The sequence below is a fragment of the Oscillospiraceae bacterium genome, from assembly GCA_025758045.1.
Taxonomy (GTDB): Bacteria; Bacillota; Clostridia; order Oscillospirales; family Ruminococcaceae; genus Gemmiger.
Window position 1 is genome coordinate 3,066,980 of sequence record CP107208.1, and the last position, 15,918, is coordinate 3,082,897.

General features: G+C 55.0%; 10 protein-coding genes, 3 tRNA genes and 3 rRNA genes. 2 read left to right on the plus strand and 14 right to left on the minus strand.

From position 1 onward, the window contains the following. Window positions 1–177: 177 nt before the first annotated feature. Genes OGM81_14425 through ispF form a run of 3 tightly spaced genes read right to left on the minus strand, consistent with a single transcriptional unit; the run spans window position 178 to window position 3,525 of the window. On the minus strand, window positions 178–1,467 hold the full coding sequence (locus OGM81_14425) for a CdaR family protein (protein ID UYJ43494.1): 1,290 nt from the start codon (window positions 1,465–1,467) through the stop codon (window positions 178–180). After that, a complete protein-coding gene (gene cdaA / locus OGM81_14430) occupies window positions 1,451–2,347 on the minus strand; it encodes a diadenylate cyclase CdaA (GenBank protein ID UYJ43495.1) in 897 nt (298 codons plus the stop codon). The genes OGM81_14425 and cdaA overlap by 17 nt, the downstream gene beginning before the upstream one ends. Before the next feature lie 41 nt (window positions 2,348–2,388). After that, window positions 2,389–3,525, minus strand: a complete 1,137-nt coding sequence (ispF, locus tag OGM81_14435; GenBank protein ID UYJ43496.1) for a 2-C-methyl-D-erythritol 2,4-cyclodiphosphate synthase — start codon at window positions 3,523–3,525, stop codon at window positions 2,389–2,391. A 222-nt stretch (window positions 3,526–3,747) separates the two neighbouring features. Between ispF and OGM81_14440 the strand changes: the two genes are divergently transcribed. Then, the gene (locus OGM81_14440; protein UYJ43497.1) at window positions 3,748–4,587 is read left to right on the plus strand and encodes a DegV family protein; all 840 of its coding nucleotides are present in this window, start codon (window positions 3,748–3,750) and stop codon (window positions 4,585–4,587) included. 84 nt (window positions 4,588–4,671) lie between these two features. Here OGM81_14440 and OGM81_14445 read toward each other — a convergent pair whose 3' ends face one another. Together OGM81_14445 and OGM81_14450 are read right to left on the minus strand one after the other, a co-directional pair. Then, window positions 4,672–5,628, minus strand: a complete 957-nt coding sequence (locus OGM81_14445) for an exonuclease domain-containing protein (GenBank protein UYJ43498.1) — start codon at window positions 5,626–5,628, stop codon at window positions 4,672–4,674. 3 nt (window positions 5,629–5,631) lie between these two features. After that, window positions 5,632–6,450: a Cof-type HAD-IIB family hydrolase gene (locus tag OGM81_14450; protein ID UYJ43499.1), complete on the minus strand. Its 819-nt coding sequence runs from the start codon at window positions 6,448–6,450 to the stop codon at window positions 5,632–5,634. A 319-nt stretch (window positions 6,451–6,769) separates the two neighbouring features. Between OGM81_14450 and OGM81_14455 the strand changes: the two genes are divergently transcribed. Beyond that, entirely contained in the window at window positions 6,770–7,327 is a 558-nt protein-coding gene (locus OGM81_14455) for a manganese efflux pump MntP family protein (protein ID UYJ43500.1), read from the plus strand. Between the two features lie 137 nt (window positions 7,328–7,464). On the opposite strand, the gene OGM81_14460 is transcribed toward OGM81_14455, so the two are convergent. From OGM81_14460 to OGM81_14500, 9 genes are all read right to left on the minus strand, one after another. Beyond that, window positions 7,465–8,166 carry a gamma-glutamyl-gamma-aminobutyrate hydrolase family protein gene (locus OGM81_14460; GenBank protein UYJ43501.1) on the minus strand — a complete coding sequence of 234 codons (702 nt, stop codon included), beginning with the start codon at window positions 8,164–8,166 and terminating at the stop codon, window positions 7,465–7,467. A 157-nt stretch (window positions 8,167–8,323) separates the two neighbouring features. Next, complete coding sequence (locus OGM81_14465) at window positions 8,324–9,253, minus strand: ketopantoate reductase family protein (protein ID UYJ43502.1); 930 nt, start codon at window positions 9,251–9,253, stop codon at window positions 8,324–8,326. Between the two features lie 198 nt (window positions 9,254–9,451). Further along, window positions 9,452–9,526 (minus strand) — tRNA-Glu (locus OGM81_14470). Window positions 9,527–9,539: 13 nt separating this feature from the next. Next, a 5S ribosomal RNA gene (rrf, locus tag OGM81_14475) occupies window positions 9,540–9,656 on the minus strand. Window positions 9,657–9,732: 76 nt separating this feature from the next. Further along, window positions 9,733–12,562 (minus strand): 23S ribosomal RNA (locus OGM81_14480). Between the two features lie 234 nt (window positions 12,563–12,796). After that, window positions 12,797–12,873: transfer RNA gene (locus tag OGM81_14485), tRNA-Ile, on the minus strand. Window positions 12,874–12,876: 3 nt separating this feature from the next. Next, window positions 12,877–12,952: transfer RNA gene (locus OGM81_14490), tRNA-Ala, on the minus strand. Window positions 12,953–13,094: 142 nt separating this feature from the next. Continuing rightward, window positions 13,095–14,608, minus strand: a 16S ribosomal RNA gene (locus OGM81_14495). Together the 16S, 23S and 5S rRNA genes with 3 tRNA genes alongside form the textbook arrangement of a ribosomal RNA operon. Before the next feature lie 529 nt (window positions 14,609–15,137). Beyond that, window positions 15,138–15,581 carry a cupin domain-containing protein gene (locus tag OGM81_14500; protein ID UYJ43503.1) on the minus strand — a complete coding sequence of 148 codons (444 nt, stop codon included), beginning with the start codon at window positions 15,579–15,581 and terminating at the stop codon, window positions 15,138–15,140. Window positions 15,582–15,918: the final 337 nt, after the last annotated feature.

Genomic DNA, 15,918 nt, shown 5'->3' on the forward strand with positions numbered 1-15,918 from the left:
TTTGGCTCCCTCTGTGAGACAGACTCCCCCGACGCGGGGGAGGTGGCACGAAGTGCCAGAGAAGGAGTGCTGTCAGTGAAGCTGACTGAGGGAGAGACATTCAAACCAAGGCTCTCTCCCCCACCCGCTTCGCGGGAGCCCCCTCCCAGAGGGGGCCATTTGCGGGATGCGCACTTTTTATTTCGCCGTGACCTCGCACTGTACCGTGTAGCTGCCGGTGGCGAAGATGCGGGTGGAGGACGGGATCTGGATGGTGACCGGGATGGTCTGCTGGCCTACCGTCAGGCTGATGCTCTGGCAGTCGATCTGCGCGACTACGCTGTCGGCGGACAGCTCCTCGATCTCATCCTTCGGGCCGTACAATTCCACGCCGCTGACCAGGCTGGACAGGATCTCCATATCATAGTTGCTGGGCACGTTGACCAGCCGGATGTTGGAGATGTTCAGCGTAGTGGAGGCCATGTCCGTAGTGTCAAAGCTCAGCGTTACATTTGTCACGCCATCCAGCGAGACTACGCCGGCGGGCAGCTCGATCAAACGCTGGTAGTCGCGGTCCATCTCGAACTCGCGGGCCAGGTCAAAGTCGGTCACGGTCAGGCTTTCCAGCGCACTGACGGTGCGAGCCGGGCCTGCTACGCGCAGCTTCTGCTGGCTCAAGGTGTAGTGCAGGCTGCTGGTGTCAAAGCCGTTGGGCACGCCGATGAAATCCACTTCCAGCGGCAGCTCCCGCACCTGGTAGATCGTCAGCGTGACGTTGGCGGAATCGCTGTCCATCGTGGTGTACTGCGGGGCGATGGTGTTGCCGTTCTCGTCCCGCAGCTCCAGCGTGGAGGGCGTGGTGGTGGTGTCGGCCAGCGCGTCGTCGCTCAGCACCGGGGCCACCACCTGGCTGATCTGATCCAACTCACTGGTGGGGCCGCGCAGCGTGATCTCAGCGGGAACAGCGGAGGTCTTATTCAGCATATAGCCGTCGGCGATAGAGACAGCCGAGGCATCCACCGTGACGGGCACGGTTTTTTCGCTGACTTCATCGAACACGACGTCGATCGTATCGTAGGGTTTTTCCACTGTACACTTGATGTTGCCGGAGTAATCGGTGGTATTGGTCACGCGGGCCTGCAGGCGCAGGGTGACCTTGCCCGCACCGCTGACGCCGGAATAGCTGGGATAGACCATGATGTCGGAGCTGGTCATCTTACCAATGCTGGTGATGTTGCCCTCGACCCGCACGGTTACGCCGCTGATGTCGGGCCGCTCCACAATGTCCAAGCCCTGGTTGGTGTAGGTAGTGGCGGAGTTGGCGTAGTTGATGGGCACATCCCGGATGGTGGTGCTGCCCTGGGGATCGATGTAGATGGTAACGACCAACCAGGTAGCCAGGCCGCAGGCCAGCGCCATCAGGATGGAAACTACGCGGTTATCCATCAGGGATTTGCGCCCCTGGGGTGCGTTATTCGGCTTTGGCATGGGGTGCGTTCCCTCCTTTTCGCAGCAGTTTTTTCAGCACGGATTCGTTGTCTTCCTCGGTCTCCTCAGGCGGGACGACCTCCTCCTGCAAGAGGTTAAAGAGGTTCTGGCGGTCCAGGCGGCGGATCAGCACGCCGTTTTTTGCCAGCGAGATAATGCCGGTCTCCTCGGACACGACCACGACGATGGCGTCGGAATTCTCGCTCATGCCCAGGCCGGCGCGATGGCGGGTGCCCATATCCTTGCCCATATCCAGATTGTTGGAAAGGGGCAGCACGCAGCCTGCAGCCACAATGACGCCGTCCCGGATGACAACTGCGCCGTCGTGCAGGGGTGTGCCCTCGTAAAAGATGGTGCCCAGCATTTCGGGGATGACGTCAGCATGCATCGGCGTGCCGGTGCGGATGATCTCGTCCAGGTTATTGCGGCGTTCCAGCACCATCAGGGCACCGGTGCGGGTGTCGGAAAGCTGTTCAGCCGCATCGCAGATGGCAACCACAGCGCTCTGCCACACACCGCGCAGCGAAGGATCGGTGCGGCGGTTGCCGAACAGCCGGTTCGCCCATACGGTGGTCTGGCCCATGCGCTCCAGTGCACGGCGCAGCTCCGGCTGGAAGATGACCACCGCCGCCGTAAAGGCCACAGTGACCACGTTGTTCAGTACCCAGGTGACGGTGCGCAGGTCCAGCAGCACCGCGAAGCCGTAGAATAAGATCAGCAGCGCGATGCCTTTGACCAACTGGCCGGCCCGTGATTTGCGGGCGAACTGGATGAGCTGGTAAAACACAAAGGAAATGATCAGGATGTCGAGCGTGTCTGAAAACAGATCGAACGCCCGCAGACTGCTGATGATAGCGGATAACGTTTGGTTTTGCAGCATGGGTAAAGTCCTGTCCTTTCCCTCTTAAAGGTTGGTTACGTTCACTCGATCAGAGCGACGGCGTGGGCCGCAATGCCCAGCCCTTCGCCGGTAAAGCCGAGATGTTCCTCGGTGGTGGCCTTTACGCTCACAGCGTCCAGCGGCAGGCCGAAGGCATCGGCGATATTCTTACGCATAGCCGGGATGTGGGGGGCCAGCTTCGGCCGCTGGCATAGGATCGTCGCATCGATGTTGCCCACCTTGTAGCCGTGAGCGGCGATAATTTTCGCTACTTTGCGGGTCAGCGCCAGGGAGTCCGCGCCCTTGTAGGCGGGGTCGGTATCGGGGAAATGCTGGCCGATGTCACCCAGGGCCGCTGCGCCCAGCACGGCGTCCATCACCGCGTGCAGCAACACATCGGCGTCGGAATGGCCCAGCAGGCCTTTCTCGTAGGGGACCTCTACCCCGCCTAAGATAAGCTTGCGGTCCTCGACCAAACGGTGTACATCATATCCGTGACCAATACGCATGGTGTTCTCCTTTTGTAAGTCCTCTTTGGTGGTGATTTTTAAATTGGCGTAGTCACCCGCCGTCAGTGTGACGGGCAGGCCGGCCAGTTCAAACAGGCTGCAATCATCGGTGACCAGGCTGGCTTTCTCGCCGCTGACAGCTTCCAGCGCCTGTAAGTACAGTGCCCGGTCAAAGCACTGGGGCGTCTGCACGGCGTAAAGGGTGGCGCGGTCCGGCGTGGTGACGACTTTGCCATCCTTGTCCGCCACCTTGATAGTATCCTTCACGGGCACCGCCGGGGCGGCAGCGCCGGTCTTGGCGGCAGCCTGCAAGACTTGGGTGATGACTTCCTCGCTGGCAAAGGGGCGGGCAGCATCGTGGATGGCTACCAGCTGGCCCTTGGCGGCAGCCAAGCCATTGTGCACGCTGTCGGCACGGGTCGCGCCCCCCTGCACCACGGTGCAGGGCTTGGGGCAGGCCGCGGCGATAGCCTCGCACTGGGGGCGGTTACCGCCCGCCACCAGCACCAGCTCGTCCACCGCCGGGTGGGCGACAAACAGGGCACAGCTTGTCTCCAATACCGTGCGCCCATCGGGCAGACAGTAGCTGAGTTTATCAAATCCCATGCGGCGGGAGGCCCCCGCGGCCACGATAATGGCAGTTACAGTTGGCAGCCCCTTTTGCGGCATACAGCTGCGCCCCCTTACACTTAGATATATACTTATCATTATACAGGGTCAGCTTGAAAAAATCCACTAAAATCAAGAGGTTTTTTCGGTGAAAGTTCCGAAGGTGCTCTCTCACCTTACACGACCTTATACGAGCGGCACAGAACCACCTTGACGGAACTGCCTGTACCTTCTATAATAGTATATAGAAATAACAAGCCACAGAAACGGAGGCTTTTGCCTATGGCGTGGATGATCGTATGTGACAGCTCCTGCGAGATCCGGGAGCTGGAGCACCCCAGTGCCGGGGTGCAGTTTGCCCTTGTACCGTTCAAGATCCGTGTGGGTGAGCGCGAATATGTGGACCTGGCCACCCTGAATGTGCCACAGATGCTACAGGCCATGACCGACTACAACGGCGCCAGCACCACTGCCTGCCCCAGCCCGGAAGAATGGGCCGAGTATTTTTTGCAGGCCGATAACTGCATTGCGCTGACCATCAGCAGCAATCTTTCCGGCAGCTATAACGCCGCTGTGGCCGCCCGGACCATGGTGCTGGAAGAACACCCCGAAAAGAAGATCTTCATTCTGGACACCCTCAGCTGCTCCGGTGCGCTGGCCGGTGCGGCCGAGCTGGCCAATAAGCTTATCGGCGAGGGCCAGACATTTGAGGACATCTGCTTTGCGCTGGAAAAGTTCGCCGAAAGCACCCACATCCTGTTTTCCCTGGCCAGCTTTGACAACCTGGCCAAGAACGGCCGCGTCAGCAAGGTGGTGGGCTTTATCGCAGGCCGCCTGAACATGCGTGTACTGGGCCGCCGCACCTCCGATGGTAAGATCGACTTCTACTTCAAGACCCGCGGCGAGACCCGCGTGCTGGCCAAGATTCTGGAGCAGATGGACGAGGACAACTACGACGGTGTGCACCCAGTGCTCATCAGCGAGTGCGGTAACCAGACCGCCGCCCACCTGCTGGAACACGGCATCCTGACCAAATGGCCCGAAGCCCCTGTGCGCATCGTGCCCTGCAGCGGCCTGTGCAGCTTCTATGCCCAGGACCAGGGTATTATCATTACCTACTGATTTTTGCAATTTTACCAACAACACCCCCGCACAGCCGTTTTGGCTGTGCGGGGGTGTTGTTTATTTTTGATAAATAAAAAAGGATTATTCTTTGTTCGCCTTGCGCTTCATACGCTCCAGCAGGGCAGCTTTCTGCTTGTCCCACTTGGCGTCGGCCTCGGGGGTGGCAGGCTCAGTGCACCGGGCAAAGCTCCAATGCAGGCCGTCGCGGCGGCTGAGCTTGAACCGCAGGTACCACGCCCCGCAGTAGGGGCAGGTGCAACGGGTGTAGTAGCCGGTGTTCCCCCGCTTGAGCCACACTTCGTCAGGCGTCAGCGGTGCACTGCACTCGGGGCAGGCTGCCTCGGTCAGTTCGGACACGTTGCGGTAGTCGTCATGCTCCATCCGGTTCATGAACAGGCGGATGTCCCGCGCGGCGGGGTTCGGCTCGGCGCCCAGCAAGGCTTCTTTCAGCAGTTCTTCCTCGGTGGGGTAGGTCGCCAGCCCCTCGGCCAGCGGCAGCTTACGGCAGACCTTGGTGGTGTACAGTGCGTCATCCAAAGCGTTGTGGAAGGGTTCCTCCTTGGGGATGCCCAGCCGGTCGACCACGCTTTCCAGCGTCAGGCCCTCCCCTTCTTTGCGGGGATAGGCCTGCAAAAAGATACGCTGCAGGTCGTACCAGCGGTCGGGCCAGTTCTCATCCAGGCCTGCCAAAAAAAGGTTCTGCTTCAGAACAGGTACGTCATCCAGGCCCCATTCGGCCAGCTCGGCGTCCGGGCCGGCCCAATCCAGGAACTTCTGCAGACCCTCTTTCATCGGCAGCCCGGCGTCCAGGTCGCCCTGGCTCAGGCCGGTCACTTTGGCGATGTGGTGCTGCAATTTGCGGAAGATGCGCGGGCGCAGGTTCACTTCAAAAGTATCCAGCACGTCGCCGCGGGCATTGATGCGCACCGCACCAATCTGAATGATCTCACCCCGCAGCGTCAATTCTGTACCGTGGTACAAAAACGTTTTGGGCTGATACCCAATATTCCATTCGAGGTCAAAAACGATCAGGTTCACAGGTCAGTTCTCCTCGCTCAAGATAAATTTTTCTACAGCCAGCCCAACACCGTCGTGGTCGTTGTCGGCCGTCTGGTAGTCGGCCGCCGCTTTTACGGGGGCCTGGGCATTGCCCATCGCCACGCCCATACCGGCGCAGCGGATCATCGGCAGGTCATTCCAGCCGTCGCCGCAGGCCATCAGGTTGGCAGCGGTCAGGCCTTTGGCGCGCAGCAGCATCTCCAGCGAGGTATCCTTGCCCACGCCCAGCGGCATCGTCTCGATAAAGAAGGGCTGGCTGCGGCAGATGGACAGCTTGCCCGCGAACTCCTGCTGCATCAGCTCCTCCACATGGGGCATGTCCACGGGGTCGCCGGTCAGCAGCAGCTTGTTGATGGGATAATTCACGGTGGCAGGCAGATTTTCTACCTGGCGCACCGGGATCTTGTTGATGCGGGCTTCCTCCTGCACGTAGGGGCTGGAGGCGTTCTCGGTAATGATGCCGTGGGTGTCATAGGTCAGGGGCACCACGTTCCAGTAGCGGGAGAAAGTGCACACCGGCTCGATGAGGTCCGGCGGGAAGGCGTGCTGCACCAGCGTGTGGCCGGTCTTGCAATCGATGATCTTGCCACCGTTGTAGCTTAAAATGCAGCCGCCGTATTTTTGCAGTTCCAGTTCCCGCGCCAGCGGCTCAATGCCGACGGTGGGGCGGCCGCTGGCCAGCACAATGCAGACGCCGCGGGCCGCGGCTTCCATCAAAGCTGCCTTGGTGCGTGGCGTGATGATTTTCTCGCTGTTGGTCAGTGTACCGTCCAGATCCAGTGCCAGAACTTTGTATTGCATAGGTATCCCCCGATTACTTATATTAAATCCATCCTATTTTACCCCAAACCGACAGATTGTGCAAGGGGCGCAGTGCGTCGGGCAAAAATTAGACATTTCTAACGTATTGACAAACTTTCTTTTCCGTGGTACACTACAAAAATAACATAAGGGAGTAGTCAGCACCCTATGCGGTGGAGCAGCCGCGCGGTGCAGTTTTGCCAACATAATGGGGCGTGCCCCTGGCTTAACTTTAAACGACGAGACTTATCTGTTCAGCGCCTTTTGCGCAGGACAGATAGGTCTTTTTTTGTGCCCTTACAAAAACGGAGGAATACCCATGACATTATTTGACCTGATCCTGATCGCCATCAGCCTTTCCATGGACGCTTTTGCCGTTTCGATCTGCAAGGGCCTTTCGGTCCACAAGGTCAGCTTTGCCCACGCCATGACCTGCGGGCTGTGGTTCGGCGGCTTCCAGTTCTTGATGCCCACACTGGGCTTCTTCCTGGGTGACCGCTTCGCCGTGGTCTTGACCAACTTCGGTCCCTGGGTCGCCTTTGTGCTGCTGGCCATCATCGGCGTCAACATGGTGCGGGAAAGCTTCGGCGGCGACGAAAAGCTGGACGATGACTACTCCGCCAAAGCAATGCTGCCGCTGGCCGTTGCCACCAGCATCGATGCCTTCGCCGTCGGCGTCAGCTTTGCAGCCATGCAGGTCAATATCCTGCCCGCCGCCGGCCTGATTGGCTGCATCACCTGCCTGCTGTCTGCCATCGGTGTGCGCGTAGGTGCCCTCTTCGGCGATAAGTACCGCGCTCCTTCCGAGCGCATCGGCGGCATCGTGCTGATCCTGATCGGCCTCAAGACCCTGCTGACGGGACTGGGAATTTTGTAATTTTTGCTATATACTTTCCGTTCCTATTGTAAGGGTCGATGCTCGCATCTACCCGCTCCCGCAGCCATTCGATCTTCCAACAAGCAAAAAGTGCATGCGCCTTCACCCGGCACATGCACTTTTCTTTTCCTATTTTATTATCCCCGGCAGGCGTCCACAAAACTGCGCAGCAAACTTTGGCTTTCCGCCGCCTGCCAACGATGTTCCGGGTGCCACTGCACGGCCTGTACGAAACGGTATTCCGGCAAGTAAACAGCTTCGACCAACCCATCCGAAGCCACCGCCTGGGCATGCAGCGCCGGAGCCAGCCCCTTGATGCCCTGATGATGGCGGCTGTTCACCGCCAGCGGACCGGGGCCGTATAACGCAGCCAGCGGCGTGTCGGGCAGGATGTTCACTTCATGCACGGTGCGGTCATACGGCTTGTCCATACTGTGGGTGATCTCGGTGCCGGTCTGGGTTTTCAAATCCTGATATAGCGTACCTCCCAGTACCACATTTAAAATTTGCAGCCCGCGGCAGATGCCAAACACCGGCTTGTCCGCCTGCAAAGCCAACTCGATGAGCCTGGCCTCCATGCGGTCACGCCGCGGGTCATTTTCGCCGCAGAACGTCTCTTTTGTCTCACCGTACAGCACCGGTGCCACATCGTTGCCACCGGTCAGCAAAAGGCCGTCCACCCGGTCCACAATGTCTTTCAGCATAGCGGCATCATCCGTCAGCGGCAGCATCATCCCGATGCCCCCAACTGCCTCTAGCCCTTGCATGTACCCGGGCAGCATCCACAGGCTGTCCCGTCCCGCGTCCACGATAGGCGTCAATCCAATCAACGGTTTCATTGGCTGATCCCTTCCCTCTCTATAATTTTGCATTATAGCGCAGCCTGGAGGCGGTGTAAAGCACCCGCCCCGATTCACGTAGATTTTTAAGAAAACACCCGAAAAAAATGTTGGATTTTAAGACCAACCGTTGTTATTCAGCGCACAATTTGATTTTTTATTTTTGCAGGTACTTTTCCGCGTCCTTTTCCATCTCTTTCCAAACCGGATAGGAAGCGCCATTTTCCTCAAACAGCTTTTTCAGGTCGCGGTTAAGCGTGCTCATCTCCTCAATGGCATTCATTGCGTGGTCCGAGGCGCAGACTTTGCCCAGGCCCGTTGCGCACATCAGGGTAAAGAATTTCACGCAGGTCTTGCGGTACTTTTCGCCCTCAAACTCCTCATCATCCTTGGGCAAAATCGCATGGCCGCTGTTTTTCAGCGCGCGATAGCCCTCTACATTGGCATCGGCCATCTTATTAAAGTAGGCGGTGTCCCCTTTCAGCCGCTTGAGGTCACCGTCAGTTTTGTAGCAGGCAAAGGCCACTGGCAGCACAAAGGCGGCGTGACAAAGCAGATAGTCCCCCATGTTTGGCTCATATGTGACTTTATAACCTGTCTCAGCAAAGATTTTCTGAATCAGCTGCTCGTCAGATTGCGCACCGCACAGCTGGCCGATCGTAATTTTTTTCAGATCAACTGAAACAACACGGTCCTGCTCACGGTGCCCTGCCGAAGAGGCAAAGGCGAACATCACATTTTTTTCTGGCAGAGCCGTCACCAGTTTCTCTGGCTGCACATTATTGCCCAGGAAAACAACGTTTTTGCTCTTATTGGCGCGCAACGCATCCAGGATCGTAGCCACCTGCGTGTAGCGCGCAGCAACGAAGATCACATCATACTCATCCTCCGATGCCAATTCCGATACCACCGGCACACGGACGGTCGATTTCACTGGGAGCACATAGTTTTTAATGCACAGCCCGTTTGTTTTGATGGTCTCGGCCCATTTCCCTCGCGCAAGCAGAGTAACGTCCTTCCCTGCCTTGAAAAAGTCTCGTGCCAGATTGCACCCCAGCACACCCGCACCATATACAAGAATTCGCATCGTGCCCATCCTCCTCTATTTTGCAGTTAATTAATGCTAACCCATTGTTACAAGCATACGCCGGACTTGGGGTGCTGTCAAGCGCTGTGCCCTCAAATCATCGTTTGCTTCATCAACTTCAGCCGTCTATTTCCCTCAGTTCTGTAGGAAAGGCTGCACATAACAAAAAGCTCTGCCTCCGAAGAAGCAGAGCTTTTATGGTGACCCGTGCGGGAATCGAACCCACGTTAACGGCGTGAGAGGCCGCTGTCTTAACCGCTTGACCAACGGGCCATATTAAAAGAGAAGTCGGCATCTACCTATTTTCACAGGCCGTCTCCAGCCAACTATCTTCGGCACGAGTGAGCTTAACTTCTGTGTTCGGAATGGGAACAGGTGGAACCTCACCGTCATCGACACCGACCGTCTCTTTTTTCTGAGGATGTACCCTCAAAACTGAATATCGAACTGCTTTAGCAAATAGAGTATCTCATAAAGATGGGGTCAAGCCCTCGACCTATTAGTACACACTAGCTGAACGGATCACTCCGCTTACACTCTGTGCCTATCAACCTTGTAGTCTTCAAGGGGTCTTACCTGATTGACTCAGTGGGATATCTTATCTTAAGGCCGGCTTCACGCTTAGATGCTTTCAGCGTTTATCCGATCCGAACATAGCTGCCCAGCTGTGCCACTGGCGTGACAACTGGTGCACCAGAGGTTCGTCCATCCCGGTCCTCTCGTACTAGGGACAGCGCCTCTCAAATATCCTGCGCCCACGACAGATAGGGACCGAACTGTCTCACGACGTTCTGAACCCAGCTCGCGTACCGCTTTAATTGGCGAACAGCCAAACCCTTGGGACCGAATTCAGCCCCAGGATGCGATGAGCCGACATCGAGGTGCCAAACCTCCCCGTCGATGTGGACTCTTGGGGGAGATCAGCCTGTTATCCCCAGGGTAACTTTTATCCGTTGAGCGATGGCATTTCCACTCACATACCACCGGATCACTAACTCCGACTTTCGTCTCTGCTCGACCCGTCAGTCTCGCAGTCAGGCTCGCTTTTGCGTTTGCACTCTCTAGCTTGGTTTCCGTCCAAGCTGAGCGAACCTTTGAACGCCTCCGCTACTTTTTAGGAGGCGACCGCCCCAGTCAAACTGCCCACCTGACAATGTCCCCCGCCTCGATTCAGAGGCGCAGGTTAGAATTCCAATGTCGCAAGGATGGTATCCCAACGTCCGCTCCAGAATCGCCAAAGCGACTCTTTCCCAGCGTCCCATCTATCCTGTGCATGCAACACCGAAACCCAATATCAGGCTACAGTAAAGCTCCATGGGGTCTTTCCGTCTTGTCGCGGGTAACCGGCATCTTCACCGGTACTACAATTTCGCCGGGCGGGCTGTTGAGACAGTGCCCAGATCATTACGCCTTTCATGCGGGTCAGAACTTACCTGACAAGGAATTTCGCTACCTTAGGACCGTTATAGTTACGGCCGCCGTTCACTGGGGCTTCAATTCAATGCTTGCACATCTCCTTTTAACCTTCCAGCACCGGGCAGGCGTCAGCTCGTATACGTCATCTTTCGATTTAGCACAAACCTGTGTTTTTGGTAAACAGTTGCCTGGGCCTATTCTCTGCGGCTCACTCTCGTGAGCACCCCTTATTCCGAAGTTACGGGGTCAACTTGCCGAGTTCCTTAACAACCCTTCTCCCGTTGGCCTTAGAATCTTCTTCCTACCTACCTGTGTCGGTTTGCGGTACGGGCACCTTAAACATACACACAGCTTTTCTCGCCTCTCTTCCAGCCGGACTTCGGTACTATATTTCCCTCGATCACTACCAGAACCAACACCTGGCTCCGACCTTCTGAAAGTGTCCCTGTGCTTAAGTCTTTCGGTGGGGACGGAATCTCTACCGTCTGTGCATCGGCTACGCCTTTCGGCCTTACCTTAGCTCCCGCCTAACTTGGAGCGGACGAACCTTCCTCCAAAAACCTGAGGTTTCCGGCCATGTGGATTCTCACCACATTCGCGCTACTCATTCCGGCATTCTCACTTCTGTAAACTCCACAGCCGCTTACGCTACTGTTTCTCCGCTTACACAACGCTCCCCTACCCCGCACTTACGTGCAGCCTAAGCTTCGGTTTGTATCTTAGCCCCGTTAAATTTTCCGCGCAGAGACGCTCGACCAGTGAGCTATTACGCACTCTTTAAATGAGTGGCTGCTTCTGAGCCAACATCCTGGTTGTCTGCGTATTTCCACATCGTTTTCCACTTAGATACAATTTGGGACCTTAGCTGTAGATCTGGGCTGTTTCCCTTTTGACAATGAGATTTATCTCACACTGTCTGACTCCCATACATCAATACTCCGGCATTCTTAGTTTGATAGGCTTCGCTACCCTCTCGGGCGCTAGGCCATTCAGTGCTTTACCTCCGGGTATCTAATATGAGGCTAGCCCTAAAGCTATTTCGGGGAGAACCAGCTATCTCCGAGTTCGATTGGAATTTCTCCGCTACCCACAATTCATCCGCCGCCTTTTCAACGGAGGTCGGTTCGGCCCTCCATGAAATTTTACTTTCACTTCAGCCTGATCATGGGTAGGTCACCCGGTTTCGGGCCCATTGCATGCTACTGAACGCCCTTTTCAGACTCGCTCTCGCTACGCCTCCACGCCTTAAGCGCTTAAGCTCGCAACATACAATCGCTCGCCGGACCGTTCTACAAAAAGTACCATATCACACGTTGATGTGCTCTATGTGCTTGTAGGCACAAGGTTTCAGGTTCTCTTTCACTCCCCTCCCGGGGTCCTTTTCACCTTTCCTTCACAGTACTATACGCTATCGGTCACTGGGTAGTATTTAGGGTTGGAGGGTGGTCCCCCCATCTTCCGACCAGGTTTCACGTGTCTGGCCGTACTCTGGAACTCGCGCAGCTCTCGTTACTTTCGCTTACGTGTCTCTCACACTCTTTGGATGGCCTTCCCATGCCATTCAGCTAGCAACTTAAGTCCTAAAAGCGGTCCATACCCCGGAAGGATTTCTCCTTCCGGTTTGCCCTCTTCCGCGTTCGCTCGCCACTACTAACGGAATCTCGTTTGATGTCTCTTCCTCGCCCTACTTAGATGTTTCAGTTCAGGCGGTTCCCCCCACACACCTATGGATTCAGTGTGCAGTACCGAAGTATGAGCTTCGGTGAGTTTCCTCATTCAGAAATCCCTGGATCAATGGATATTTGCTCCTCCCCAAGGCTTATCGCAGCTTATCACGTCTTTCATCGGCTCCCAGTGCCAAGGCATTCTCCTTGCGCCCTTTGTAGCTTGACCGTTGTTTCGCTTTCGCAAAACATATCTTTATTTCAGATTCTCCATTTGCCAACGAGATTTTACCATTTTACTGTCGCTTATTACTAAGCTTCAGTTCCGCTTGGTGAAATTATAGATTTTAATTTAAAATCAGGAATTTTACATAGCTAATAAAATCTCATTTCGCAGTTCTATATTCAGTTTTCAAGGTACATCGCATAAGGCTTTGGGTAACCCAGCGCACTGGATTACCAGTGGTGGGCTGAAATGGACTCGAACCATCGACCTCTCGGTTATCAGCCGAGTGCTCTAACCAGCTGAGCTATCAGCCCAAATGGTGGAGATAAAGGGATTCGAACCCTTGACCCCCTGCTTGCAAAGCAGGTGCTCTCCCAACTGAGCTATACCCCCGCGTTTTCACGTTTCGGGTTTCGCTGTGTCCCTTATGCTTTGAGGTTCCGTTTGCACGGCCCTCAAAATTGAACAATACTGAAACTTGCTTTCCTGTCCGTTCAGCCAAAGACCTGCTTTAGCTGAACGTCTGACTCCCTAGAAAGGAGGTGATCCAGCCGCACCTTCCGATACGGCTACCTTGTTACGACTTCACCCCAATCACCAGTTTTACCTTCGGCGGCGTCCTCCTTGCGGTTAGACTACCGACTTCGGGTCCCCCCGGCTCTCATGGTGTGACGGGCGGTGTGTACAAGGCCCGGGAACGTATTCACCGCGGCATGCTGATCCGCGATTACTAGCAATTCCGACTTCATGCAGGCGAGTTGCAGCCTGCAATCTGAACTGAGACGTTGTTTCTGAGTTTTGCTCCACCTCGCGGTCTTGCTTCTCTTTGTTAAACGCCATTGTAGTACGTGTGTAGCCCAGGTCATAAAGGGCATGATGATTTGACGTCATCCCCACCTTCCTCCGTTTTGTCAACGGCAGTCTCGCCAGAGTCCTCTTTCGTAGTAACTGGCAATAAGGGTTGCGCTCGTTGCGGGACTTAACCCAACATCTCACGACACGAGCTGACGACAACCATGCACCACCTGTCTCGATGTCCCGAAGGACTTCATGCATCTCTGCACTATGCATCGGATGTCAAGACCTGGTAAGGTTCTTCGCGTTGCTTCGAATTAAACCACATACTCCACTGCTTGTGCGGGCCCCCGTCAATTCCTTTGAGTTTCAACCTTGCGGTCGTACTCCCCAGGTGGATTACTTATTGTGTTAACTGCGGCACTGAAGGGGTCAATCCTCCAACACCTAGTAATCATCGTTTACGGCATGGACTACCAGGGTATCTAATCCTGTTTGCTACCCATGCTTTCGAGCCTCAGCGTCAGTTGGTGCCCAGTAGGTCGCCTTCGCCACTGGTGTTCCTCCCGATATCTACGCATTCCACCGCTACACCGGGAATTCCACCTACCTCTGCACTACTCAAGGCCAGCAGTTTTGAAAGCAATTCACGGGTTGAGCCCATGGATTTCACTTCCAACTTGCCGGTCCGCCTGCGCTCCCTTTACACCCAGTAATTCCGGACAACGCTTGCACCCTACGTTTTACCGCGGCTGCTGGCACGTAGTTAGCCGGTGCTTTCTTGTTAGGTACCGTCATTATCGTCCCTAACGACAGGAGTTTACAATCCGAAAACCTTCTTCCTCCACGCGGCGTCGCTGCATCAGGGTTTCCCCCATTGTGCAATATCCCCCACTGCTGCCTCCCGTAGGAGTCTGGGCCGTGTCTCAGTCCCAATGTGGCCGTTCAACCTCTCAGTCCGGCTACCAATCGTCGCCTTGGTGGGCCGTTACCTCACCAACTAGCTAATTGGACGCGAGTCCATCCTAGAGCGAATAAATCCTTTTCCCTCAGTACCATGCGATACCGTGGGCTTATGCGGTATTAGCAGTCGTTTCCAACTGTTGTCCCCCACTCCAGGGCAGGTTACTCACGCGTTACTCACCCGTTCGCCACTAAATCAAGAAAAGCAAGCTCCTCTTGATTCCGTTCGACTTGCATGTGTTAGGCGCGCCGCCAGCGTTCGTCCTGAGCCAGGATCAAACTCTTTATAAATGGTATTTAATCGCCATTTAAAAGCGTTAAATCTCTGTAATCACTCAGACACAATCGCTTGCGTCCTGTATGAATTACTTGTAAATTTGGAATTGATTATCGTGGGTTTCCAAACCCACGTTCAAGGTTCCACAAGTTTCAGTTTTGTTCAATTTTCAAGGTCCTGCTGCGCTGTCACTTGTTTCGTAACAGCTTGTATATTATATCTCATAAAAGTTCTTTTGTCAAGAACTTTTTTCGATATTTTTTGAAGCCTTTCGGCTTCAAAATCCCCATACAAGCCGTAGTTACAAGCTTTAGCGGCTGTCCCCTCGCGAGACAGCTTGATTATTATAGCAAGGAGTATGACCTTTGTCAAGCACTTTTTTCGGTTTTTTTGACAAAGTTTTTATTGTACTTTTGGGTAAGGTGTATATTGTGGTGTTGTGCAAATGCGGCACCAAGTGTAGGGGTAAGAGGTGGAAACACACGGCCTCTCCCTTCTCGCAGAGGGGGCTGCTGGGCAATTGTGTGCTGGATAACAACTTCCTTATTTAATATAGAACTCCCCTGCAGCAGGGCAAAGGTTTACGACTTCTTCTCGTTCGCAGATGCGATAGTGGTCGTAGGTGAACTCTGGCACCGTGACACAAGATACAAGGGTCGCCTCATCCGCTGGGGAAAGGTGTTTCGCTCCGAAGATCGTACCAGCTTTCATCAGCACGCATGGCTCAGCGCCGTCTTCCAGCCCCAGCTTGTATTTTGTCAGCTTGGCGTTGTCGATTTCCCACAGTTCCAGGGTGGAGCCGGCGTGGAAGAACCAATACTCGTCTGCATCCAGCGTGTGAAACTGCGAGGCTTCGCCCTGACCCAGTTCATAGTAGATCACACCATGCGCGGGTCGCTCCTTGGCGCGTTCGCCATCGCGGTACAGTTCGCGGAACGCGCCGCCCTCCACATGAGGCGTCAAATTAAAGCGCTTTACAAAATCCATGTTTCTTCCTCTTTTCTTATTAGAACATACTTCGAGTATAGCATTTTGTCGCCGGAAAGACAAGCCGCGCTAAAGCTGCATACATACAAAAATTTTTCCTCACGCATCCACTGGTTTTAACTCCAAGTGCATACAAGAGGGGGATATTCTCTTTAAGTTCTACTCCGCTATTTACAGCGTCCCCCACAGCAATGTCTGCCGGAAAAATTGTGCAGTTTGTGCTTCTATTCGATTTCTGACCGCTTCATCATCTGCGCCTTCAACTCCAGTGTAATTATACGTTGCATCATAAAACTACCCATACAAATTCACGAAATTCATTTTTCGTGCATGCGCT